The sequence below is a fragment of the Photobacterium sagamiensis genome (assembly GCF_050337085.1).
GTDB lineage: Bacteria > Pseudomonadota > Gammaproteobacteria > Enterobacterales > Vibrionaceae > Photobacterium > Photobacterium sagamiensis.
Map to the genome: position 1 here is coordinate 13872 of NZ_JAKJSP010000007.1, position 22771 is coordinate 36642.

Genomic DNA, 22771 nt, shown 5'->3' on the forward strand with positions numbered 1-22771 from the left:
AGAAAATAATAAGAAGGAATAGCGGTATGATTACGTATTCTCTTGCGACGATTGTGGTGCTGGTGGTTGTGCTAATCATGAGCATGTTTAAAATTTTACGTGAGTATGAACGTGCAGTGGTATTTTTGCTTGGACGCTTCTATCAGATCAAAGGCCCTGGATTGATCATCATTGTGCCGATTATTCAACAAATGGTGCGGGTTGATTTGCGTACCATTGTACTGGATGTGCCGACTCAGGATTTGATCACCCGTGATAACGTATCGGTACGTGTCAACGCCGTGGTGTATTACCGTGTGGTCGATCCGAAAATGGCGATTAATAATGTAGAAAATTACAACGAAGCGACCAGTCAGTTATCACAAACCACGTTGCGTTCTGTATTGGGGCAGCATGAGCTTGACGAGTTGCTAGCAGAGCGAGATACGCTGAATAAAGACTTGCAAGCGATATTGGATCAACGTACTGACAATTGGGGAATTAAAATTGCCAATGTTGAAATCAAGCATGTAGACCTTGATGAAAGTATGGTTCGAGCACTGGCCAAGCAGGCAGAGGCTGAGCGTTCTCGTCGAGCGAAGGTTATTCACGCGATGGGTGAACTTGAGGCATCGGCTAAATTAGGTGAAGCGGCGGAAGTGTTAAATAGAGCGCCGAATGCGGTTCAATTGAGGTATATGCAGACCTTAAATGAAATATCTAATGACAGAACGACCACCATTGTTTTCCCAATGCCGATAGATCTTGTTGAGAAAGTCTCTGAACTAATGTCAGTGAAGAAGGAATGATGAGAAAATATCTAGCAGTATGACTTTAACATCACCGCCTATATGGCGGTGATGTTTTAAGGATAGTTAAATCAACTCGTCGGCCTGTTTGATTTGTTCACCTTTTCAGCAATTAACGAATGATCAGAAAAAGAGTTTATTCAGGTCTTACCGGAGAAGGTACAATGCGCCCATTAACGGGTGTCGGCATCCTAGCAAGCTTTATTGGTAATGTAAGAATGACTCTAAAGAAAAAAAGACAAACAGAGAAGAAGGGATTACACCCACGCAACCCGCATCGTCAGCGCTACGATTTTGGTGCGCTAATTGCGACCTGTTCAGAACTTGCCCCATTTGTTGCAGAGAATCCGTTTGGTGATTTGTCGATTGATTTTGCCAATCCCGATGCAGTAAAAATGCTCAATAAAGCCTTGTTGCGTCATTTTTATCAAGTCGATAACTGGGATATTCCACCAGGTTACTTATGCCCGCCGATCCCCGGACGTGCAGATTATATTCACCATATTGCGGATTTACTGGCTGATTCTAATGAGGGAGAGATCCCGAGAGGAAAAGGGATCACCGGGCTAGATATTGGTGTTGGCGCAAACTGTGTGTACCCGATCATCGGGCACCGCGTTTATGGCTGGCGATTTGTTGGTTCAGATATAGATCCAATCTCGATTAAGTCAGCAAAATTTATGGTTGAGTCGAATCGCAGTCTGGCTGGAAACATAAAATGCCGACTGCAGAAGTCTCCGGATAATATTTTCACAGGTATGATCAATGCCGGTGATATGTTTGATTTTACTATCTGTAATCCTCCCTTCCATGGTTCTTTAGAAGAAGCAACGGCAGGCTCAGAGCGTAAGCAACGTAACCTGAGTGCTAATGCCAATAAAAAAGGCGGTAAGAAAGCATTAAATGCCATTGCCAATGCATCAGAGAGCAGTAACAAAGGCAAACCAGTACTGAACTTTGGCGGACAGAAAGCCGAATTGTGGTGCCCAGGGGGCGAAATTGCATTTGTTAAGCGCATGATTAAGCAGAGCGCGCAGACACCAGAGAGTTGTTTCTGGTATTCAACATTAGTGTCTAAGAAAGACAATCTACCTGCTATTTATAAGGCGCTGAAATACGCCAATGCCGTTGATGTGCGTACGATTGAAATGGCGCAAGGACAGAAAACCAGCAGAATGATTGCCTGGACTTTCCTGACCAAAGAACAGCAGTCCGAATGGCGCGAGCATCGTTGGAAAAAGCAATAATAGCGACGCTCCATTTATATCAAAGCGACCATATTGGTCGCTTTTACTCGGGCCTGTTTCTCTTTCAATATTGCAGCATTTATGTAGAAAGATAATCAGGTATTAACCTATCCCGCGAGACATGGCGACTACCCGCTTTAATACCCAGCGAATAAGAAGTGGTATTTGTTCTATATCTGACTCATCAGTATATTCAACCATGGCTAAAGCGACATCTGGCTTGGCGTAGCGTTTTAGTGCCTTTCGAATGATTTTTTTGGGAGGCATAGGGTTTTCTTCTGACACATGCGCTAATTTTCTGAATAAAGGCTCATAACCGTGATTGAAAAGGAAGTGCTCGATGTCTATATCTGGTAATACCGTTAAACGGTGCCTTTCTGCCTCAGTTCCGAGCATGTTTTTTACTGTTTGAGCGTATTTTTTACCGGCGGTATCGCCATCTGAAATTAGATGCCATTCAATACCTAAATGTCTCGCCACCTTAATCAACGGCTTTAAGCCACTTTGGGCAAACTCAATAATTTGTACTCCTTCCGCGGCCAAATTATAGCCACAGATACGTGCCAATTCATTGAATAACCAGACCTCCGTTTCACCTTCAACCAGTAACCATGCCCGGGCAAACAGAGCGTTGGGGCGGTGTAGTCGAATATGAAAGGTGACGCGGCGTTCCTCATTGCGGCTCAAATCCCTAGGCTCAATAGAGCAGACCTTGGTTCTATCGGGTTGACGTATCAGTTTCTTAATGGCGTGCAGGGGAACGACAGAGGCTAAATCCGGGCTATTCGTCGTTAGTATTTTTTGCATCGGCATATTGGCAATAAATGTCCATGCCTGATGCAATATGGTGGGATGAAGCCGGCCTTCCGGATCTTCGAGGATCATTATCGGTCGCGAGATCCGTTTAAGTTCAACCGGACCACGGGCGCGAATGTAGGCATTCAGTAGTCCCATCAAGATTAAGCGACTTTGCTTGGTCATCTGAGGCTCGGTCAGTTGCTCTAAGGGGTTTTCTCCATGCTGACTCCGGCTCGGGAAATGGGTCCGGTCGAATTGGCTCGTTCGGTTATGGGGAGTGAAAGCAAAATAGTGATCGACCAACGTGCGTAGAGCATTCACACTGCTTTTTAGCTCGCCAGGGCTGACATGACCGGGTTTGGTTATCAAGCGGCGGCAAGTATTGTCTAATCGCTTTTCGATACGGGCATTTTTTGATTGTCCGTTATGAGATTGTCCGTTGTGCGGTTGCCCGTTGCCGTTATGTGATGGAGCAGGCGACATATTGAGAGAGTCGTCACGCAGTCTTCGAGCATCCCGAATACGTACAATAGGGTGTAGGCCCATTAATTGTTTTACAAGTTTGTCTGCATCGGGGCATTCGATGACTTTGCCGTTACTATCGAGAAATCGGCGTTGGGTAAAGATCTTATCATTGTCGATGATACTGCTTATTTGATAATAGAGATGCTGAAGGCCGTCTTGTGCTACCCATACAGGAGCGAAACTTCTATATCTCCGGGCTTTATGTTCGCTTTTATAATCTTCATTCCAGTGCAATATGATTTGTAGCTGAGACATTTTGTGGTGACCGAGCGCATAGTCGATATGAAAATCTGAAAATTTAAAATTATAAAACTGCGCATCAGGAGGCAAGGCGATACTTAGCGCATCCAGTAAGGATGATTTACCCCAGGCGTTTTCACCAATCAAGACAGTTAGTTCATCAAAAGTGAGGGATAACCGTTTTATTCCTCTGAATCCCGAAATCTCAATACGTTCTAAATGCATAAGCCACCTCTTATAATTTAGATTACAGCACCTTGATATGGTATTTGCCCGTTTTGGTCACAGAACAGTGATATCTGATTGGATAATTATGAATATACCCAAGTAACCTCAAGATGCCGGATTCAGAGTGATACCAGCCAGTTCAATTCAAGGAAAATGTGCGAAGGAATGGCAGCTCCTTTCGAGTGCATTTGACGCAGAAGTGGGCTGGCTGAATCACTCCCGAAGGGCGAGTTTTCCAGGCACTCATGTTGCGTTGCTGATTTTTGATGTAGAGCGCTATATCTGCAAATCAGCGCCTGACCTTAGTGCCTGGAAATTCTCGCTGAAACGAGCATCTTGAGGTTACTTGGGTATAATTGTAAGGCTTTTTGCTTAATACTTGAGACAGATTAATCGCGTTGTTATAGTCCGTAGCTGTTATGAACTCGGGATAATTGAACGTCTTTTATCGTGTATTCAATTGTTAGATCAGATTTCTTAAATTGATAGGAGGTGTCGGGTGGCAAAGATTATTCATACTATGATCCGCGTTGTGGATTTAGATAAATCATTAAAATTTTACAAAGAAGCGCTTGAACTGGATATTGCGGAACGCTTAGATTTTGATGGTTTTAGTCTTGTTTATCTGCGTAATGAAGAAAATGATATGGAGCTTGAGCTGACCTGGAATGAAGGGACAGAAGAAGCGTATAGCCACGGATCGGGCTATGGTCATATTGCTGTTGCTGTAGATGAGTTAGAAGCCGAACATCAAAAACTTGCAGACCTCGGTTATGAACCTGCAGATGTCAAAGAGTTTTTCCGTGAAGGGCAGTTATTGGCGAAGTTCTTTTTCGTTCTGGATCCTGATGGTTATAAGATTGAATTCTTACAGCGTCATGGTCGTTACCAGTAAATATGAATGAGGAAAAGGTAGCAATTGAAGCTGCCTTTTTATCTCAACCACTTCAATAAACGATCGGTTTAGCAGCATCAACGTTAGAATAAAAAGATAAACTAACTGTTGCGCAGATAATTCGTTAAGTAATATTTAAACTTTTTCCTGATAAATATCCCCGTCCTAATACCCACAAGCATACAGATAATGGTCAGAGCGCCAGCGGGAGAGAAAGCCGGTAACGCGACTAATAGTTGGGAATCATTGCCTCCTAAAGCCAACGACGCACCAATCCCCATGATGATCCCTGCGCAGAGGTGTAATAAAAGCTGTAAAGGCCTCAGTTGAAACTCCCTGAAGTTAAGCCTTTTTTTTGCGCTAATCGCCATACCAAAGATCAGACTGATAATCACCAAATAGCGCTGCACCGACGGCCATTTATCAGACTCACCATGAATGGATGCGGCAACGATATCTTTCAACAACTGGCTTGGCGACCAGTTAGGAAGCAAGCTCGTTAATATGCTGGCAATAATACCAAACAAGACGATTCCCAATAAAATAGGGCGCTTAGAGCTGGGAACTCTGAAGAAAATGAGGGCGATCAGAAGGAATAACATTACTGTCACAGTGATTGACGGGCTAGTTATTGGGGGCAAGGTGGCATAAGACATATTGATGGTAACGGATGCTAACGAGCACCAGCCGATTAACCAGCCAAGTAAGGTGGCGATCATCTGGTAATGGCCTTTAGCCAGCTTTGATATGGTTGAAATGGCGCAGCCTTTGTTCATTGCGGCCCCCAGACCAAATAATAGGCCGCCAATAAAAAAGGGAAAGCTGATGTCATGCCTGAACATCGCCGAGTCGATAAACAGTTGATCCGATATTGGGCTTACCAGCCATAGCCAGAATCCGCAACATAAGATAGTTAGCAGAAATCCAGGGCGTTTAGCCTGAAACTCCTGCACGCCGCGGACCATACATAATCCGGTTTTTTGGGCGAGAATACCTACGAAACATGCGAGTAGCAGTGTGAATGCATAAGGGATCATGCTGTTATCCAGTAGTATCAAATAGCCTTATATAAATATAAATGGCATTGGCAGAAAGCGCATGAGCTGAGCGTACATAAATTGAGAGTACTCAATTGTGACGCGGTCACTGATAAGGCTCAGTGAGTAAAGCTATATTGCCAGCGAAATGATGAAAAAATCTATTGTCTTCAGTTTCATAGCAAATATTGTCGCTATGTGTGATATAGTTCGTTTTACATCACGTTTTCTATGATATTTTCAAAATATCAGAAGCCCAGATGTGAGCGAAATCAACTTACTGTGTGATAAACCTCATGTCCTACGTAATGCTGTTATTACTCAGCCCTTAAATGGAGAGCAACGATCCTTTATGACTCAACACCGCGCAGCAAATATCACTTTTGCACATATTAATGACACCCACTCACACTTCGAACCTTCTTCAATTTCATTGTCACTTCCTACTGACGTGCTTGAAACGGAAACATCTGTTTATGCCAGTTGTGGTGGTTTTTCTCGCGTGTCAACGGCGGTTAAAGAGGTAAAAAAGCAAGCTTACATGCAAGGTCGTGAATTCATGTTCCTGCATGCCGGTGATTGCTTTCAGGGAACCTTGTATTTCTCTCTGTATAAAGGCATCGCCAATGCCAAGCTTCTGAATGCCATTGGTGTTGAGGCGATGGCATTGGGTAATCACGAGTTAGATATGGGAAACGGGATCGTTGCCGATTTTCTCGATCTTGTTGATTTCCCAATGCTGGTGGCTAACTGGGATCTTTCACAAGAAGATCAGACAAAAGCGAATCCGTTACGTCATAAGAGAAACATCTGTGCTTTTGATAAAGAAAATGGGCATGGACGTTTTATCGTAAAAGATGTAGCGGGTGAGCCCGTGGCAATCTTCGGTCTTGCAATAGAAAACATGGCCGGAATCGCAAACCCGGATCCCGATACTGAGTTCTTAAATGTCGTCGATGTGGCCCAAAAGACAATCACTGCTATCCAACTGCAGGGTATAAATAAAATTGTAGCCCTTAGCCATTTAGGTTATGACCGTGACTTGAAATTGGCTGCAGAAATCGACGGACTGGGGGCGATAATTGGTGGCCACAGCCATACCATGCAAGGTGACTTTTCCAACTTAGGTTACGGCGTCACTGATGAGTATGCAAAGATGGTTAACAATACTTGTGTAGTGCAGGCTGGGTGTAATGCCTTATCGTTAGGTCAGCTTGAGTTAGATTTTAATCCTGATGGTACTGTTGCCAAAGCTTCAGGTACCAATCAGCTTCTACTTGGTCGACAGTTTACCGTTGATGCTTCTCGAACCGAGCATCTGGATTCAGATACCCATGACGTGGTCAAAGGCTTCCTGAGCGAACAGTCGAACATTCGTTTTTGTCCTAAAGATCCGATCATCGAAAATATATTAAACACCGAGTACCGACCTGAAGTCCGTAAACGGCAGACACAACAGATTGCCGAGGTTACCGCGCCGCTGCGGCATGTGCGTGTACCTGATCACAAAGGCTGCAGTCAGATTGCCCCTTTAGTGGTGGAAAGCTTTGTATGGCAAGGGCGTCAGCTTGGTTTTGACATTGATTTTGGTATTCACAATGCTGGTGGTGTTCGTTCATCGTTAAATCCTGGCCCCTTGACCTCTGCTGACATTGCCGGAAAATTACTGCCTTTTGCAATTGGTCTTATGGTGTACCGTGTTAAGGGCCTGCGGGTAAGAGAAGCATTAGAAGGTGCGATCAATAACGCCATTGATAATGGTGTGACAGGTACGGGAACGGGCAGTTTTCCCTATATCTCTGATCTGAACTTTACTTACCGGTGTTGCGCAGATATAGGGATGCGAATTGAAACTTTGCAGATCAATAAAAATGGCCAATGGATTGATGTTGAAGACGACGAGATCTATTCATCGGTCTCTTCTGGTTATACCGCGACAGGTAAAGAAGGCTATCATGCCTTACTCAATTATGAATCAGAGCCGCAGGCATTGAATGTCACCATGGCGGAAGCCTTTGAAGAATATGCCCGTGCAAAGGGTAAGCTTTCAGCACCGAGTGAATCCTTAATTTCTTATATTCCATGTGAATGTCAGCAAGGTGTTGCCTGAACTTCAGAGTTATTACTTGGTGATCAGCAAAACACATCAAGTATCGATGAAAGCCTATGATAGTCGTCAGTAAATTGATTTTTAGCTGTCAATAAATTGAACTATCAAACACAAGGCGCCGTTGAAATGGCGCTTTCTTTGTTTTAAGCGTCATGATTTTGTTATTTTTATTTATAATAAAATAAATCTAAAAATAGGCTAAAGAATGCACTAGTATTGTCGATAATTATTCTTGTAAGGATATAAACTTTTTGGAGGGAATATGAGTCGTGATTGGTTTGATGTAGCCATGGTAACTGGTTGGATTTCAGCTTGGGGCGTCATTATTTATATGATCCCTGCAGCAGGTGTATAAAAATCCTCTAATTTATTGACCGCTCAGGTCGGGTTAGCTAGAAGCTGTTTATCTTTCAATATTGCGATTATGTTGAAAGATAAGCAGCCCCTAATCTGATATAGACAAAAGCCGAGCATTTGCTCGGCCTTTAATATTTTAAAGAACAGTTTCAAATAATCATTTTAAAAGTGATTAAGCAATAACTGCTTCTTCTGTTTTATTCATTTCTTTTGCCAAGCGGTAAGCGGCCAGGTCTTCGATGGTCAGCACCGGCATATCGAACTTTTTACCAAACTCGATCACTTCCGGTAGGCGAGCCATAGTACCGTCGACATTGGTGAGCTCACAAAGCACACCATAGGGCTTAAGGCCAGACAGACGCATCAAGTCGATAGTTGCTTCAGTATGGCCGCGACGACCAAGAACGCCTTCAGGATTCGCTTTTAATGGGAATACGTGGCCCGGACGGCTCAAGTCTGCAGGAGATGCATTGTCAGCAATGGCTGTCTTTATCGTGGTTACACGGTCAGCGGCAGATACGCCAGTTGTCACGCCTTTTGCAGCTTCTATTGTGACGGTAAAGCCAGTTTGATTTGCACTGGTATTGTTTTCTACCATCATTGGCAGTTCAAGCTGTGCAACACGCTCTTCTGTCAGACATAAACATACTATGCCTGAACACTCGCGGATCATAAGTGCCATTTGTGCCGGGGTCAGTGTTTCTGCGGCAAAAATGATATCGCCTTCGTTTTCACGATCTTCATCATCAACAACTAAAACACCACGTCCTTGACGGATAGCAGCAAGACTAGCTTCAACACGATCAAAAGCAGTGCCAAAAGGGGAAAGTAGTGACTGATTCATGGTAATAACTCCGTATAAAAAAATTAACCAGAATCAGGGCGTAGAAAGGCAGCGTTCCAGCTTTGGCCGGAATAACTTTAACAGTGTAGCGTCAATCATTACGTATTAATCTGGCGTATAAGCAAATGCAAATAGCCGCAGACGTACGATTAACCATTCATTGCATTGACAAATTTACCAGGGGTAAATCAATTAAGCGCAAAGAACGTTTTGAACACATAAGTAAGAGACAAAGGTATGCCCCCACTGATCCTCTTACATCCGGACTATAACCGTCGGCTCTGGACTCATACTCGATTGAGAGCATTACACCAGATCTGCTGACCTTATCAACGTTATACGTAGATAAGCGCTCGCGGGCTTTTCAGTTAGTTCATTAAGCGAACATAGGCTGAATTACCGCCGGTGGGGAATTGCGCCCCGCCCTGAGAATTCACGAACATGTTAGAAAAAACGTCACCCAGAGGCAAGGAAAAGCCTTCCAATAGACGCATAACTTTGAACTGAAAGGGTTATTGATGATTTTGTAAGCTGTTTTTCTTGTTTTGCAAGTCATTTGTCGAGGGGGGAGGACAGTACTTGGATAGTGCTTTAACCAATAACGGTAAAGAGTAAGTGGGTAGCTGAATCGCACCCATTAACGCCATGTATTCAGGCCCCAAATATGCGCCGGCGACAGTATAGGTCAGAAGAACATTTCGATTAGCTGCAGTAATGGCTGCTAGCAAAGCGGAGTCCAGTCCCTGGCGGCGGTAGAATAGAAAGCCGGTAAGAAAAAACAGAATACAAAGAGCAATACCAATTAATAAAAAGCTAAGGCCATGAGTGAGTGATTGATCAAACATTTTCCTGAATTCACCAACCAGCCCGAAAGGAAAAGTGAACACCAGCAGAATAGTCACCTGAGAAAGCTTTGTGTGGGTTCGGTGTAATAAATTGTGTGGGATGAACCGATAGCAAACAGCAGAGATACACATCGGGCCGAGAATAAAGATCATTAAACGCTGAATGTAGCTTTGCATGTCCAGTGAGAAGTTACTGTCTTGAAATAAGAGAAAGTTGATGTAAAGCACAGCAGGCATCATTAGTGTTGAAGCTATCGTCATTGCCATCGCTTTCAGCGCATCTAACCCGACAGAGCGGGCTATAGCAGGTGTTGCAAACAGAGAGCCGGTGGCAGTTACCGCGGAGATCGCTAACAACATAGATGACGATGCGCCCAGAAGCCCTGAGATTGAACAGGCAATAACCGATAGAGCAATGGCATGGAAACTGGCGTAGCACCAAATGTCTAATTGACCCAAAAGTTTAATCAGTTCATTTTGCTTCATGCCCAGCAGAGTAAACAACATCAGAAAGAAGAGAATATAAGGTAAGAATGGAAAAATGACAGCTGATGCGGTTGGAAATAGAAACCCAAAAATAGCGGAAAGCATTAAGAGGAGCGATGAGTGTCTTGATAAAAAACTGAGCATAATTATTTCTTTACCTTAAATGTTGCCTTATTGTTACTGTAAAGTCGAGTAAAACACAAGCCTGGAAACTTTAAGCAAAAAACAAGGCTAAAAGTGAGTAATTAACTGCTATTGCTGAAACTTTATTCCAGGGCGGAAAGTGCTATTTAAACCTTCTTTAACACATTATAAAAACTAATGTTGACATGGAGATTTTGTCATTTTTGAGGCGCAATAAAAGCGGCTAATATTACTTCAGTTAAATAAGAAACCAAAAATGAAGAGGCAATCATGGCACAGGTAATGAACTTCGACACCATCGCAACTCCTACCGCAATGGATAAGAGAGCCTATGCGGTTAATATCAAAGGATTGATTGCACACGTAGTAGATATCTTATTTGGTGGTTCAACAGCACCAAAGCAATACAATGTATCTGATTTACCGTCACATCTTCAAAAAGATATCGGTCTTTATCGTTAACGATACATATCAAAAGAATACTTATAAAACGCCAGCATTTGCTGGCGTTTTTTGTATCTGCACTTAAGCCCTCTGTTTATCTGTCAACAATGTATTATCCTGAACAAAAAAATTGTAAAGAATCTTTGGTCTAAATAACACAGTAAAACTCAAGTGTTAGCGGAATTTATCTTACAAAATGCAAGGTTACACTAAAATGGTCGATAATTAGTTAACCAATGAGATTTTTTGTAATGGATTATTCGCTGGTAATTCACAAGGATCTGGGAAACCGCAGTGACGTCTGCATTGTCGATGAGAACATGCTACCAGCTTGTTTCTTCCTTAGTAATCACCTCAGCACATCGTTTTCTGACCGTGCTTTTAATACTCGGCTGACTTACGGAAAAACACTGCTGTTTATTTATCGCTACTTCACGGCTTTGTTGCAGCACTAAAGCTACGTGGTCTTTTGATACGGTTAGTCGATTCGGTAGCTATTGGGCATCCCGAGGTGAGTGAAGTGATTTAAAATAGAACAACCGAGTAACATTTTCTTTGACTGATTTTCAAACTCTCTGCTGTGTAATGTATTGCCTATTATCTTCTTGTAACGTTGCATGGCAGTTTCTGAGATATTCCTTTTCCCGTATTGCCGCACGTTCTGCCAACCGATAATGCCAAGTGCGAAGCAACCTATCAGGTTACTCATCCTCTTAGGGTGATGAGCCTCATCTGCAAACGTATTGTCTTTCGGCGGAATAACAATCTCAGCATTCGGGAAGTTCTCTTCAAGCGTTTGGTACACCGCATTGGTATCATACATTTTGTCGGCACTTACGTGCTCGACATCCGTAATGATGGACTGACATAAAGCCCCGACAACCTGATCATCCATGGTATTTTTATCGGTGAGGACTGCGCTCTGAATGAAGTGAGCCTCATCAACAGCGAAATGCGCCTTTCGCCAGCTTCGTTTTGCATTAACCTTATGTTTTTCCTGGTGCCATTCATCCATACCAAACCTCTTGAGTCCCGTTGAATCAATGGCTATCGCTGCAATTTTGTCGTCTGATTTTTCATTCTTTCTAAAACGTGGCGTCGTGAGATTGAGCTGCTTCAGCCGCTTTGATAACAACGTATAATCAGGGCATTGAAGCTTGTCCATGCCAAGCTTCATCAGTAAATTTTCAATCAATCCCGGAGCTTGACGTAGCGGAAGTTTATACACCAACCGAATGTAGTGGCAGGCTTCGATGGTAGTGTCAGGATACTTAACAGAAGAACCGGTACCATCATAAACGCGTTCATCATGTTGCCAATTACTGATGATCTCTTCAGATATCCAAATGTCGAACCGCCCGCGTTGCCTGAGAGCCTGATTGTACTCACTATAGTTATTTAACGCGTAGGTATGCTTCTTGAAATGATGGCGTTTGGCGTCATTGTGTTTGTAAGGCATGTGTTAAACAGCTAAGCGGAATGAAAGGCTGGCTATGATAACTGAACTCAATGTGTATAGAAAAACTGAGGGTTATTTGAGCGCTTCAACAAAGCCTCCCTGAACCGACCAGCCCTGACTTCATCGATCAGATTACAATTGGTTGCCGCCACGATGCGTACATCAACTTTGAGGGTTTGATCATCTCCGACCTACTCAAATTCACCCGGAGTAACTTACCCTGCTGAGTCATGGGGATAAAAAAAAGCAAATTGTTCCCTACGGATGAATCAGCTAGAAAAGTTGTTTATCTGGCGATTCAGGATGCTTCCAAACGTTGGACAATGCCAATCCATAACTGGAAACAAGCCCTGAACCACTTTATGATTATGTTCGAAGACCGATTAACTGAATACTTGTAACCAATGGCAGTTACACAGAATTATTTACAGGGTCCATAACCCTCCACTTCAGTTTGCGACACAACCGCCCCCCCCCCTCCTCAGATTCTCTGGCTCATTTACTTTTCTTCAAAGTAGTGAGACGTATTTCCTTCGACTAAGTCACGTTGTTGTTCCAGAATATCTTCTATAAATTCCTTACATACTCGTACTTTTGCTGTGGCTCTTAAATCAACGTGACTCAGCAGCCATAACCCCCAGGTGGAAGGCGTTAATGGCACGTCGAGGCGTCGTAAATTCGGTTCAAGATCCGCGACGAAGCAAGGTATTCTTGCCAGCCCCATATGATTGTTAACGCAAGCGAGCATTGAGGTCATTTCATCGACCTTCATAACAACGTTGGCATCGCTAAAAAGCTCGCGAACCCATTCTGGTTTTCCTTGTTGATCGTGAAAAATAACAACGTCGTGCACGTCTTTTTGTTTATTCAAATAGTTAGTGCTGCCATAAATACCATGGACTAAAGGCAATATTTTTTTCCCGACTAAATACTCAGGCGGTTTGTCGGTGACGCGCAAAGCGATATCGGCCTGGCGTGCAGATAAGTCTAATAATCCGGCAGAGCCCATTAAATGCAAATCAATACCGGGATAGGCACGAGTAAATAACCCTAATTGTGGGATCACTAAACGGCTTATTACATCGTATGCGCCAGTCAGTTTAAGCGTTCCGGATAGTTGGTGATCTAAACCAAACACCCGTCTGTCGATCGCTTGCACTTGCTCTTCCATTTTCAAAGCGTGCTCATACAGCCCTTCGCCTGCATGCGTCATGGCGTAACCATCGCGCAAGTGATCAAATAAGCGAGTGCCTAAACGTTTCTCTAACGCGGCTATTCGTCTTGCCACGGTCGTATGTTTAACGGATAACTCTCGCCCCGCAGCACTGACTGTACCGGTTCTGGCCAATGCCAGGAAAAACTTTAAATCATCCCAATTCATCTTTTTATCTGCTATTCCACCAACGCGCTGCGTCAAACTCATCCGCCTCTATTGTGCATATATGCACATCTCTTGTGCCAAATCGATTGTTTCAACCTTACTGCGCACACCTTAATCTAGCACTATCGAAACGGTTAGCAACTAGTAAATATTAAGAGGTATGAGATGCACCCCAGTCAAAATACTCATTTCATCCTCATCACATTAAAACGAAAAGTTTAGTTATTCAAAAGGGTTGTAATATGCTTATTAAAACAATTGCACTATCCACATTATTATTGGTTTCAGCATCAACTGCGATGGCCGCTCCAGGTAATGACCATGATCATAATGTCAGCGATCGCTATGAGAGTGAACTCCGCCTGAAAGCCTTTGATGGTGAGCCGACTTATCAAGTAAAAGTTAACCCGCAGCCGTTAGTAGACCGTGATGAGTCAGTATCAACACGACGTGCCACTGAATTACGCAAGCAAGCATTGAATGAGCCTGTACGAAATGTTGAGCCATTCGTACAACGTGATCGTGACGAGCCCGTATCAACACAACATGCCACGGAGTTACGCTTGAAAATCTTTGAAGATAGTTCCTTTGCTATGACATTAGTTGGTCAAACAGGTGCCCATGCTCTGTAATCAATAGCCTAATCGGAAGTTAGGAACTACTACTTATGTAACTGCATGAGACAATTCGGTCCTATCCTGATGACTGAGGTTGCAGTAACGCGACGAAAGCGCCAGCGTGCGCGATCAACAAATTTTGCACTCATCAGAGTGTAAGGAGAAACAGTGCATTCCATCATTTCTGTAAAGGGTCTCTACAAGATTTACGACACCGGTTTTACGGCGCTCAGGAATGTCGACTTGGATATCCGGCGCGGGGAGATCTTCGCGCTACTTGGACCTAACGGCGCCGGCAAGACAACGCTGATCAGCGTGATCTGCGGTATCGTCAACGCCAGTCAGGGCAACGTGACAGCTGACGGTCACGATATTGTCACTGACTACCGCGCTGCTCGCAGCAAAATCGGCCTGGTGCCACAGGAACTCACCACTGATTCCTTCGAGAGCGTCTGGGACACGGTGAATTTCAGCCGCAGCTTGTTCGACAAAGCGGCCAACCCAGCCTATATCGAGCAGCTACTGCGCCAGCTTTCGTTATGGGATAAAAGGAAAGCTAGAATCATGGAGCTGTCCGGGGGGATGAAACGCCGGGTAATGATCGCCAAGGCGCTGTCCCACGAACCTGAGATCCTTTTCCTTGACGAGCCCACCGCTGGCGTTGATGTAGAGCTGCGCCGTGACATGTGGGAAATGGTGCGCGAGATGCAGGGTCGGGGCGTGACCATTATTCTGACCACCCATTACATTGAAGAAGCGGAGGAAATGGCGGATCGAATCGGCGTAATCAATAAAGGTGAGCTGATCCTTGTGGAGGAAAAATCCGTTCTGATGGAGAAGCTCGGCAAGAAACAATTGATGCTTCATTTGCGAACCCCGCTCACCCAGCTGCCGGAGATGCTGAGCAGTTATCAGCTGGAGCTTGGCGATGATGGCAATACGCTGACTTACACTTTCGATAGCCAGCTCGAACACACCGGTATTACTGATCTGTTACGTAGTCTCGGAGAGCAAGGAATGGACATTAAGGATCTTCACTCCAGCGAGAGTTCCCTGGAAGAAATTTTCATTAAACTGGTGAGGGAGCAGGCATGAACATCCACGGCATCCGGGCAATCTACAAATTTGAAATGGCACGCACCAGGCGGACTCTGATGCAGAGCATCGCTTCGCCGGTTTTATCCACCTCGCTCTACTTTATTGTCTTCGGGACAGCTATCGGGTCTCGGATGGGCGAGATCGACGGTGTCAGTTACGGTGCTTTTATTATTCCCGGACTGATCATGCTGTCGCTTTTGAGCGAAAGCATCTCCAACGCGTCCTTTGGTATCTTTTTTCCCAAATTTTCCGGCACCATTTACGAAGTGCTTTCGGCACCGGTTTCGCCGTTTGAAATTGTTGCCGGTTATGTGGGCGCTGCAGCAACCAAGTCGATACTCCTTGGCTTACTGATCCTCGCTACCGCCAGTTTTTTTGTCGACTATACAATTCTCCATCCGGGCTGGATGATAGCGTTCCTGGTACTGACCGCGCTCACCTTCAGCCTGTGCGGATTTATTATCGGTATCTGGGCGGATGACTTTCAAAAGCTGCAGATCATCCCTTTGATGGTAATTACGCCGCTCACTTTTCTCGGCGGGGCATTTTATTCTATCGATATGCTGCCAGAACCTTGGCAGACAATAAGTCTCTTTAACCCGGTGGTCTACCTTATCAGCGGCTTTCGCTGGGCATTTTACGGTGTGGCAGATGTCAATGTGGGTATCAGCCTAGGCATGACGCTGATGTTTTTGCTACTGTGCCTGGGGGGCATTGCGTGGATTTTTCGCACCGGTTATCGGATTAAAGCTTAATTTTCCATATCAACGTGCTTGAAAGTATGAGTGAGGGCGTATTTTTAACGCCACATGAAACAGGACGCTATGAGCAATTTATTTAAAGACATGTATTCAGAATCGTTTTACGCAAAATTTTCTGAAATCTTAACCCTTACCATCCCTTCGTTTGATAAAAAGGTGTTTAGTAACCTGATTTTTAGTGATGAATTTGCCGGGTACGAACTAAGAGCGGGTCGCCTATCTGTTTACGTAACTGCGTCATGATACGGCTGGCTGACTTAAGCCCAGAGCAGAGCCTGCGCGTGTGATGCTGCCATACTCAATGAGTGCGGCCAAAAACGGAAGGTTATTTAAGTTGGCATTTTGGTAAACATATTGTGTTTTTTGCATACTAATTTAGACCCAGTCAGGTTATCTACATGCGCTTATTGCATGCTGAACATCACTTTAAATGACTATTTTTTATTTAGCCTTAATTCTACCATATGCACTAGCAATAATTGTTTGCAGGAAGCATGTCTACAACAACAGCACAAGCAGGTGCAAAGCATTCTGTTAAAACGATTGTTTATTCGGTAGCTGGCTATACCATTCAAATGGAATTTTTGTTAAATGACCAATTACGTTGGACGTATCTTAACGCGCCTACGTCCGAAGAGATTGGGAAAACATCGGTGGAAAATGCAGATCGATTTGAATTACGAAAAGGTTTAATTTTAATGGCCTGGACAGAGAAAACCGGGGCAAATGTGGTTGACGTGTTTGACTATAAAAATAAAAAAGTCTATGCGAATTTTGTTATGCCAGATGGCAAACGTTACAAGAGCGAAGCCACCTTTGAAATTAAGAAGTAAGTTTATTGGAATATGCGGCAACTGTCGTTGCCCTAAAACAGTGTAGAACACGAGGAACATAGTATGAAATTTGTAGTAATTGGAGCGACAGGACAAACAGGTAAAGTGGTCGCCAAAACGTTACAAGCTGCTGGGCATGACGTGCGTGCAGTGGTTCGTAGTGCGGCACAAACGCAAAGCATGTTTGATTTGGGATATGAAGCAGTCATCGCCCACGTAGATGATGTACCCGCACTGACGGCGGCATTTACAGACGTTGATGGCGTATATTTGATGAACCCGCCGGCCTATTTCGAGGTCGATATGTTTGCCAAAGCACATACAGTGCACGCAGCATTATTGGCCGCTGTTAAAGCTGCGCATGTTCCTCATGTGGTGGCTTTGTCTTCGGTTGGCGGGCAACACGCGACGGGTACCGGCAATATTGGAACCAACTATGATTTCGAGCAACAGATCCATGCATCAGGCCAGACAGTGAGTATCCTCCGAGCCCCCAACTTCTTGGATAATTGGGCAAGTGCTATTGCCTCGGCGAAAGAAAAAGGCATATTGCCTTCGATGTTTATTCCCCTGAACAAAAAATGGCCGATGGCTTCATCATTGGACATTGGTGTAACGGCTGCACGTTTATTGATGGCTAATAAAGCCGCGCCAACGTTGACCGAGTTACACGGCCCAGAGGATTATTCAGCACAAGATGCGGCTGAAGCCTTGAGTGAATTGTTGGGTAAACCCATTCAGGCCATCGAAGTACCCACCGACACCATTGCAGCCTATTTTGAAAATTTGGGTTTTCCTAACGTTACCGCACAGGCTTTTCAAGAGATGATGTACGGATTTAATACTGATCACATAGTGTTTTCTGGAGAGGGGGAAGCGGTGTACGGGAATGTGTCAATTAAAGAGGCTTTCGCGTTGTTATTAAGTAACTAAGAAAAACTTATTTCAAATAAGTTGCCATAGCCATCTAACAAGGCAGCGATTTCTGCTTCCAGTGTTTCTTTACTCCAAGTAATAAAGCGGCGTCTGTAATACTTGGCCTGTTTCCAAAGGATTTCGATCAGATTCAATTCCGGACTGTATGCCGGAAGATAGACCAATATCATGTAATGTTGCATCAGCCAGTGTTCTAGGGTTTTCTGATCGATCCCATGGTGCATGCGGGCATTATCAAGAACAATAAAGGTCAAACGATCATCGCCTTGTTCGGCAACTTGCTCTAGAAATTTCACCACGGTAGTCCGGGTTACACTCTTGTCTGTGATTTCATATTGGAAAGTGTTTGCCGCATAATCAAGAGCACCAAGAACGGATCGCCTGCGAATGATGCGTGTCTCGCTTTAGTTGATTATCAAGGGGTGAGGTTTGTTTGCCAAATGTTCTTTAAAAAAGGAAGTTGGTATGCCCTTACAGATGACCGTGCAGGAAAAATAGCAGATGAAGAATTTACATGCGTAGGAGTGGTCACGCGGTTCATTAAGAACCAGTTGAACGATAACTGAGGGTATTACGGTAATTGCGTTAGAGGGTAAAAAGTGTAAAGGATTTGAGACGAAAAATGGGGGAGATTTGGTAAGGATTATGAGCTGAAAAGCCATCATTTACAAAACTGCTAACTTTTGTAAAGGAATTTGTAGTGAGCTACCTAAGACCAGCCCTATGTGGCCGGAGTTCGTCACTCACTCATTGACTCAAGCAGGTGTGTTTTTGTCTAGATAACTGTATTAGTGTTGACAGATAAACAGACCTAGTATTTCTTATCCTGATTGTTAAACACTTGTTGCGCAGCGTCGGTTTTTTAATAGGATTTTTTTGTCATAATTTAATCTTGGTATAATTATTTTCTGTAAGAGTATGGCATGATGTTGATGAATGTGATGGCAGCCTCAAGGAGACTGAATAAGTGGGCTTTTTCTCAAAACTGTTTGGTTTAGACAAAAAAAAGAAAACAGTTGAAGTTGAACCTGTGGAATACGAAGGTTATCTGATCTATCCCGAGCCAATCGCAGAAGGTGGTCAATTTCGTATTGCGGGACGTATTTGTAAACAGATAGAGGGCGAAGTTAAGACGCATACTTTTGTTCGTTCCGATCTGCTGAGCTCTCGCCAGGATGCTGAAACATTCATGTTGAACAAAGCAAAAATGTTCATTGATCAAAATGGCGATAAGATGTTCGGTAACTGAAGTCAGATCGTGATTTTTTGAATGCCTGGGGTAAACGTTAATAGTTAGCGTTTTTCCTGGTTAGTGATTTTGCTTTAAAATAGTTAGTTGTAATAAACAGCAAGACTTCCATTGCCCAATAGGGCAGCTTCATCAAGAATTGATGTCCCTTTATATTAAGCGGTTCTTTAATATCTATTCTTGATTTGTTTTAAACATACATATTAGATGCGAAGTGTGTATTTTTTGGACTATTTGGTGGTTTACTGCGTTTCAGATGGCATTTATGCAATGTTTAAGGCGTATATTGTTATTTTTCAACGTGGTTTGACCTCTGTCCATGTGTTAAAAACGTTCTTTTCTTTCTGTTAGAAGGTAACATTCGTTGTTAATTACAACGATTTGTTAGGGTTTTTTGTATTTTTCTTACAAAGTGCTTGATATTACTTTGCTGGTTGGATACAAAGCCAATACTTCTATGCCAATGTTCAGGGAATAAAAATGCAGATTGGTGTGCCTAAAGAGATACTCGTGAATGAAACGCGAGTTGCTGCAACACCGAAAACGGTCGAGCAGCTGTTAAAAATGGGGTTCAGCGTTGCTGTAGAGCAAAATGCTGGTATTCACGCAAGTTTCGACAATGCCGCTTTTGAAGCCGCAGGTGCGACAATTGTATCAACTGAAGAAGTATGGCAGTCAGATCTTATTCTGAAAGTAAATGCTCCTCAGGTGAACGAAGAAACAGGCGTTGATGAATTTGATCTGATCAAAGAAGGCGCAAGTATTGCGAGCTTTATTTGGCCAGCTCAGAATAAAGAGTTGTTAGAAAAACTAGCGACCAAAAAAATCAACGTCATGGCGATGGATTCAGTGCCACGTATTTCTCGTGCGCAGGCACTTGATGCATTAAGTTCTATGGCAAACATCGCTGGTTATCGTGCAGTTGTTGAAGCGGCTCATGAATTTGGTCGTTTCTTTACCGGTCAGATCACTGCTGCGGGCAAAGTACCACCAGCGAAAGTGTTAGTGGCAGGTGCGGGTGTTGCCGGTCTTGCTGCTATCGGTGCTGCGGGTAGCCTTGGTGCTATTGTTCGTTCTTTCGATGTGCGTCCTGAAGTTAAGGAGCAAGTTGAAAGTATGGGTGCACACTTCCTTGAAGTTGATTTTAAGGAAGACACCAGCACCGGTGATGGTTACGCGAAAGAAATGTCTGATGAGTTCAACAAAGCGGCTGAGCGGTTATACGCTGAGCAGGCGAAAGACGTTGATATCATCATTACTACGGCGCTTATTCCGGGTCGTCCTGCTCCGAAATTGATCACCAAAGAAATGGTTGACTCAATGAAGGCGGGTAGCGTAATTGTTGACCTTGCGGCAGCAAACGGCGGTAACTGTGCGTATACCGAAGCCAATAAAGTTATCACTACCGCTAATGGCGTGAAAGTGATTGGTTATACCGATATGGTTGGTCGCCTGCCGACGCAGTCATCTCAGCTCTATGGTACAAACCTGGTTAACCTTATTAAACTTCTTTGTAAAGAAAAAGACGGTAACATCGACATCGACTTTGACGATGAAGTGTTACGTGGTCTGACAGTTATTAAAGAAGGTGAAGTTACCTGGCCCGCGCCACCAATAAAAGTTTCTGCAGCACCGCAAGTGCCTGTAAAGGAAATTAAGAAAGCGGTGGAAGTCAAAGAAGAACCGGCTTCTCCGGTTAAAAAATACGGAATAATGGCTGCGGGTATTGCTGCATTTGGTTGGGTTGCGAGCTACGCACCTGCGGAATTCCTTGCACACTTTACGGTATTCGTACTGGCTTGTGTGGTGGGTTATTACGTTGTCTGGAATGTTACTCACGCACTTCACACGCCATTAATGTCAGTGACTAACGCAATTTCGGGCATCATCATTGTTGGTGCACTGTTGCAGGTTGGTCAGGGGATAGGTTTCGTTACCTTCCTGGCATTTATCGCCGTTCTAATTGCAAGTATCAACATATTTGGTGGCTTTTTTGTTACCAAACGGATGCTTGAAATGTTCCGTAAAGATAAATAAGGAGTAACACATGTCTGCAGGAATCGTACAGGCGGCATACATTGTTGCTGCGGTGCTATTTATCATGTCTCTTGCGGGTCTTTCCAAGCAGGAAACCGCACGTGCAGGTAACTATTACGGCATGGCCGGTATGGCTATCGCGCTTGTGGCGACGGTATTTGGCCCTGATGCTCAAGGTGCTGGCTGGATCATCCTTGCGATGATCATTGGTGGCGCGATTGGTCTCTATTTGGCGAAAAAAGTTGAAATGACCGAGATGCCAGAGCTGGTTGCTATTTTGCACAGCTTCGTGGGTCTGGCGGCTGTTCTGGTTGGTTTCAACACCTTCTTCGATCATGGCGAACTAACTGGCGCTTTATTGAATATTCACCTCGTGGAAATTTTCCTGGGTGTATTCATCGGTGCTGTTACTTTCACCGGTTCGATTGTGGCTTTCGGTAAGTTACGTGGCATTATCTCTTCTAAGTCACTGATGCTTCCTCATCGTCATAAGCTTAACTTAGCTGCAGTAGTCGTTTCATTGCTACTGATGATGTACTTTGTAAATGTTGAAGGTTCTACTTCCGCACTTATTATTGTCACTCTTATCGCATTTGTTTTCGGTTACCATTTGGTTGCTTCAATCGGTGGCGCAGATATGCCAGTGGTTGTGTCAATGCTTAACTCATACTCTGGTTGGGCAGCGGCGGCGGCAGGCTTCATGCTGGCAAATGATCTGTTGATCGTAACAGGCGCATTAGTCGGCTCTTCTGGTGCAATTCTGTCTTACATTATGTGTAAGGCGATGAACCGTTCATTCGTAAGCGTTATTGCAGGCGGTTTTGGTACTGTTGCTGTAGTGTCTTCTGATGAAGAACAAGGTGAACACCATGAAGCGTCAGCTGAAGAAGTAGCTGAAATGCTGAAAGATGCACGCTCTGTCATCATTACTCCAGGGTATGGTATGGCGGTTGCACAGGCTCAGTATCCTGTTCATGAAATTACAGATAAACTGCGTGCGAGAGGCGTGAATGTCCGTTTTGGTATTCACCCTGTTGCTGGCCGTCTTCCTGGTCACATGAACGTATTGCTTGCAGAAGCAAAAGTACCTTATGACATTGTTCTGGAAATGGATGAGATCAACGATGATCTTGGCGAAACAGACGTTGTACTGGTCATAGGCGCGAATGATACTGTCAACCCGGCGGCTATGGACGATCCAACCAGCCCAATCGCAGGTATGCCAGTATTAGAAGTGTGGAATGCTAAACACGTTATCGTGTTCAAGCGTTCAATGAACCCTGGTTACGCAGGTGTTCAGAACCCACTGTTCTTCAAAGAAAATACGCAAATGTTATTTGGCGATGCCAAAGATAGTTGCTTGAAGATTATTGAGCATATCTAATAAGTTTGATAACTCTTTGAAATGAAAG

At 44.0% G+C, this 22771-nt stretch carries 22 protein-coding genes, 2 pseudogenes and 1 riboswitch; of the genes and pseudogenes, 15 read left to right on the top strand and 9 right to left on the bottom strand.

Going from position 1 to position 22771, the window contains the following annotated elements; all coding sequences use genetic code 11:
• Positions 1-26: 26 nt before the first annotated feature.
• Positions 27-788, top strand: coding sequence for a slipin family protein (locus L4D76_RS00745; RefSeq protein ID WP_428439021.1), 762 nt, complete (start codon positions 27-29; stop codon positions 786-788).
• Between the two features lie 218 nt (positions 789-1006).
• Positions 1007-2035 carry a 23S rRNA (adenine(1618)-N(6))-methyltransferase RlmF gene (gene rlmF, locus L4D76_RS00750; RefSeq protein ID WP_428439067.1) on the top strand — a complete coding sequence of 343 codons (1029 nt, stop codon included), beginning with the start codon at positions 1007-1009 and terminating at the stop codon, positions 2033-2035.
• A 102-nt stretch (positions 2036-2137) separates the two neighbouring features.
• On the opposite strand, the gene L4D76_RS00755 is transcribed toward rlmF, so the two are convergent.
• Entirely contained in the window at positions 2138-3823 is a 1686-nt protein-coding gene (locus L4D76_RS00755) for an ATP-dependent endonuclease (RefSeq protein ID WP_428439022.1), read from the bottom strand.
• A 502-nt stretch (positions 3824-4325) separates the two neighbouring features.
• Between L4D76_RS00755 and L4D76_RS00760 the strand changes: the two genes are divergently transcribed.
• Positions 4326-4721: a VOC family protein gene (locus tag L4D76_RS00760; protein ID WP_428439023.1), complete on the top strand. Its 396-nt coding sequence runs from the start codon at positions 4326-4328 to the stop codon at positions 4719-4721.
• 101 nt (positions 4722-4822) lie between these two features.
• On the opposite strand, the gene L4D76_RS00765 is transcribed toward L4D76_RS00760, so the two are convergent.
• A complete protein-coding gene (locus L4D76_RS00765; RefSeq protein ID WP_428439024.1) occupies positions 4823-5758 on the bottom strand; it encodes a YeeE/YedE thiosulfate transporter family protein in 936 nt (311 codons plus the stop codon).
• Between the two features lie 352 nt (positions 5759-6110).
• Between L4D76_RS00765 and L4D76_RS00770 the strand changes: the two genes are divergently transcribed.
• Positions 6111-7868 carry a bifunctional metallophosphatase/5'-nucleotidase gene (locus L4D76_RS00770; RefSeq protein ID WP_428439068.1) on the top strand — a complete coding sequence of 586 codons (1758 nt, stop codon included), beginning with the start codon at positions 6111-6113 and terminating at the stop codon, positions 7866-7868.
• Positions 7869-8397: 529 nt separating this feature from the next.
• On the opposite strand, the gene ribB is transcribed toward L4D76_RS00770, so the two are convergent.
• Complete coding sequence (gene ribB / locus L4D76_RS00775) at positions 8398-9069, bottom strand: 3,4-dihydroxy-2-butanone-4-phosphate synthase (protein ID WP_428439025.1); 672 nt, start codon at positions 9067-9069, stop codon at positions 8398-8400.
• A gap of 245 nt (positions 9070-9314) precedes the next feature.
• Positions 9315-9506, bottom strand: a riboswitch (FMN riboswitch).
• 75 nt (positions 9507-9581) lie between these two features.
• Entirely contained in the window at positions 9582-10544 is a 963-nt protein-coding gene (locus L4D76_RS00780; protein WP_428439026.1) for a hypothetical protein, read from the bottom strand.
• Between the two features lie 270 nt (positions 10545-10814).
• Here L4D76_RS00780 and L4D76_RS00785 point away from each other — a divergent pair, with 270 nt between their 5' ends.
• Complete coding sequence (locus L4D76_RS00785; protein ID WP_428439027.1) at positions 10815-11006, top strand: hypothetical protein; 192 nt, start codon at positions 10815-10817, stop codon at positions 11004-11006.
• A 233-nt stretch (positions 11007-11239) separates the two neighbouring features.
• Positions 11240-11443: a hypothetical protein gene (locus tag L4D76_RS00790; RefSeq protein WP_428439028.1), complete on the top strand. Its 204-nt coding sequence runs from the start codon at positions 11240-11242 to the stop codon at positions 11441-11443.
• Between the two features lie 23 nt (positions 11444-11466).
• On the opposite strand, the gene L4D76_RS00795 is transcribed toward L4D76_RS00790, so the two are convergent.
• Positions 11467-12447, bottom strand: a complete 981-nt coding sequence (locus tag L4D76_RS00795; RefSeq protein ID WP_428439029.1) for an IS5 family transposase — start codon at positions 12445-12447, stop codon at positions 11467-11469.
• A 74-nt stretch (positions 12448-12521) separates the two neighbouring features.
• Positions 12522-12638: pseudogene (locus tag L4D76_RS00800) on the bottom strand (sigma 54-interacting transcriptional regulator); the annotation flags it as partial.
• Between the two features lie 45 nt (positions 12639-12683).
• Here L4D76_RS00800 and L4D76_RS00805 point away from each other — a divergent pair.
• A pseudogene (locus tag L4D76_RS00805) lies at positions 12684-12848 on the top strand (IS256 family transposase); the annotation flags it as partial.
• Positions 12849-12946: 98 nt separating this feature from the next.
• Here the strand turns inward: L4D76_RS00805 and L4D76_RS00810 are convergent.
• Positions 12947-13870: a LysR family transcriptional regulator gene (locus L4D76_RS00810; RefSeq protein WP_428439030.1), complete on the bottom strand. Its 924-nt coding sequence runs from the start codon at positions 13868-13870 to the stop codon at positions 12947-12949.
• Between the two features lie 200 nt (positions 13871-14070).
• Here L4D76_RS00810 and L4D76_RS00815 point away from each other — a divergent pair, with 200 nt between their 5' ends.
• The 3 genes from L4D76_RS00815 to L4D76_RS00825 all read left to right on the top strand — a co-directional run bounded on the left by L4D76_RS00815 (position 14071) and on the right by L4D76_RS00825 (position 16298).
• Positions 14071-14460: a hypothetical protein gene (locus L4D76_RS00815; protein ID WP_428439031.1), complete on the top strand. Its 390-nt coding sequence runs from the start codon at positions 14071-14073 to the stop codon at positions 14458-14460.
• Between the two features lie 153 nt (positions 14461-14613).
• Positions 14614-15540 carry an ABC transporter ATP-binding protein gene (locus L4D76_RS00820; protein WP_428439032.1) on the top strand — a complete coding sequence of 309 codons (927 nt, stop codon included), beginning with the start codon at positions 14614-14616 and terminating at the stop codon, positions 15538-15540.
• A complete protein-coding gene (locus L4D76_RS00825) occupies positions 15537-16298 on the top strand; it encodes an ABC transporter permease (RefSeq protein WP_428439033.1) in 762 nt (253 codons plus the stop codon). The genes L4D76_RS00820 and L4D76_RS00825 overlap by 4 nt, the downstream gene beginning before the upstream one ends.
• Before the next feature lie 243 nt (positions 16299-16541).
• Here L4D76_RS00825 and L4D76_RS00830 read toward each other — a convergent pair whose 3' ends face one another.
• Positions 16542-16673 carry a LysR family transcriptional regulator gene (locus tag L4D76_RS00830; RefSeq protein WP_428439034.1) on the bottom strand — a complete coding sequence of 44 codons (132 nt, stop codon included), beginning with the start codon at positions 16671-16673 and terminating at the stop codon, positions 16542-16544.
• Between the two features lie 125 nt (positions 16674-16798).
• Here L4D76_RS00830 and L4D76_RS00835 point away from each other — a divergent pair, with 125 nt between their 5' ends.
• Positions 16799-17137 (top strand): MoaF-related domain-containing protein, encoded by a 339-nt coding sequence (locus L4D76_RS00835; protein WP_428439035.1) that lies wholly within the window; start codon positions 16799-16801, stop codon positions 17135-17137.
• 63 nt (positions 17138-17200) lie between these two features.
• Positions 17201-18070, top strand: a complete 870-nt coding sequence (locus tag L4D76_RS00840) for an NmrA family NAD(P)-binding protein (RefSeq protein WP_428439036.1) — start codon at positions 17201-17203, stop codon at positions 18068-18070.
• Here L4D76_RS00840 and L4D76_RS00845 read toward each other — a convergent pair.
• A complete protein-coding gene (locus L4D76_RS00845; protein ID WP_428439069.1) occupies positions 18067-18465 on the bottom strand; it encodes a transposase in 399 nt (132 codons plus the stop codon). The genes L4D76_RS00840 and L4D76_RS00845 overlap by 4 nt on opposite strands.
• Positions 18466-19040: 575 nt before the next feature.
• Between L4D76_RS00845 and L4D76_RS00850 the strand changes: the two genes are divergently transcribed.
• From L4D76_RS00850 to pntB, 3 genes are all read left to right on the top strand, one after another.
• Positions 19041-19322: an HlyU family transcriptional regulator gene (locus L4D76_RS00850; RefSeq protein WP_428439037.1), complete on the top strand. Its 282-nt coding sequence runs from the start codon at positions 19041-19043 to the stop codon at positions 19320-19322.
• Between the two features lie 480 nt (positions 19323-19802).
• Positions 19803-21359: a Re/Si-specific NAD(P)(+) transhydrogenase subunit alpha gene (pntA, locus tag L4D76_RS00855; protein ID WP_428439038.1), complete on the top strand. Its 1557-nt coding sequence runs from the start codon at positions 19803-19805 to the stop codon at positions 21357-21359.
• Positions 21360-21369: 10 nt separating this feature from the next.
• Entirely contained in the window at positions 21370-22743 is a 1374-nt protein-coding gene (gene pntB, locus L4D76_RS00860; RefSeq protein ID WP_428439039.1) for a Re/Si-specific NAD(P)(+) transhydrogenase subunit beta, read from the top strand.
• Positions 22744-22771 lie beyond the last annotated feature (28 nt).

Coding starts and splice junctions, on each gene's coding strand:
- L4D76_RS00745 (WP_428439021.1), top strand. CDS start 27: ATGATTACGTATTCTCTTGCGACGATTGTGGTGCTGGTGGTTGTGCTA.
- rlmF (WP_428439067.1), top strand. CDS start 1,007: ATGACTCTAAAGAAAAAAAGACAAACAGAGAAGAAGGGATTACACCCA.
- L4D76_RS00755 (WP_428439022.1), bottom strand. CDS start 3,823: ATGCATTTAGAACGTATTGAGATTTCGGGATTCAGAGGAATAAAACGG.
- L4D76_RS00765 (WP_428439024.1), bottom strand. CDS start 5,758: ATGATCCCTTATGCATTCACACTGCTACTCGCATGTTTCGTAGGTATT.
- L4D76_RS00770 (WP_428439068.1), top strand. CDS start 6,111: ATGACTCAACACCGCGCAGCAAATATCACTTTTGCACATATTAATGAC.
- ribB (WP_428439025.1), bottom strand. CDS start 9,069: ATGAATCAGTCACTACTTTCCCCTTTTGGCACTGCTTTTGATCGTGTT.
- L4D76_RS00780 (WP_428439026.1), bottom strand. CDS start 10,544: ATGCTCAGTTTTTTATCAAGACACTCATCGCTCCTCTTAATGCTTTCC.
- L4D76_RS00785 (WP_428439027.1), top strand. CDS start 10,815: ATGGCACAGGTAATGAACTTCGACACCATCGCAACTCCTACCGCAATG.
- L4D76_RS00790 (WP_428439028.1), top strand. CDS start 11,240: ATGGATTATTCGCTGGTAATTCACAAGGATCTGGGAAACCGCAGTGAC.
- L4D76_RS00795 (WP_428439029.1), bottom strand. CDS start 12,447: ATGCCTTACAAACACAATGACGCCAAACGCCATCATTTCAAGAAGCAT.
- L4D76_RS00810 (WP_428439030.1), bottom strand. CDS start 13,870: ATGAGTTTGACGCAGCGCGTTGGTGGAATAGCAGATAAAAAGATGAAT.
- L4D76_RS00815 (WP_428439031.1), top strand. CDS start 14,071: ATGCTTATTAAAACAATTGCACTATCCACATTATTATTGGTTTCAGCA.
- L4D76_RS00825 (WP_428439033.1), top strand. CDS start 15,537: ATGAACATCCACGGCATCCGGGCAATCTACAAATTTGAAATGGCACGC.
- L4D76_RS00830 (WP_428439034.1), bottom strand. CDS start 16,673: ATGCAAAAAACACAATATGTTTACCAAAATGCCAACTTAAATAACCTT.
- L4D76_RS00835 (WP_428439035.1), top strand. CDS start 16,799: ATGTCTACAACAACAGCACAAGCAGGTGCAAAGCATTCTGTTAAAACG.
- L4D76_RS00840 (WP_428439036.1), top strand. CDS start 17,201: ATGAAATTTGTAGTAATTGGAGCGACAGGACAAACAGGTAAAGTGGTC.
- pntA (WP_428439038.1), top strand. CDS start 19,803: ATGCAGATTGGTGTGCCTAAAGAGATACTCGTGAATGAAACGCGAGTT.
- pntB (WP_428439039.1), top strand. CDS start 21,370: ATGTCTGCAGGAATCGTACAGGCGGCATACATTGTTGCTGCGGTGCTA.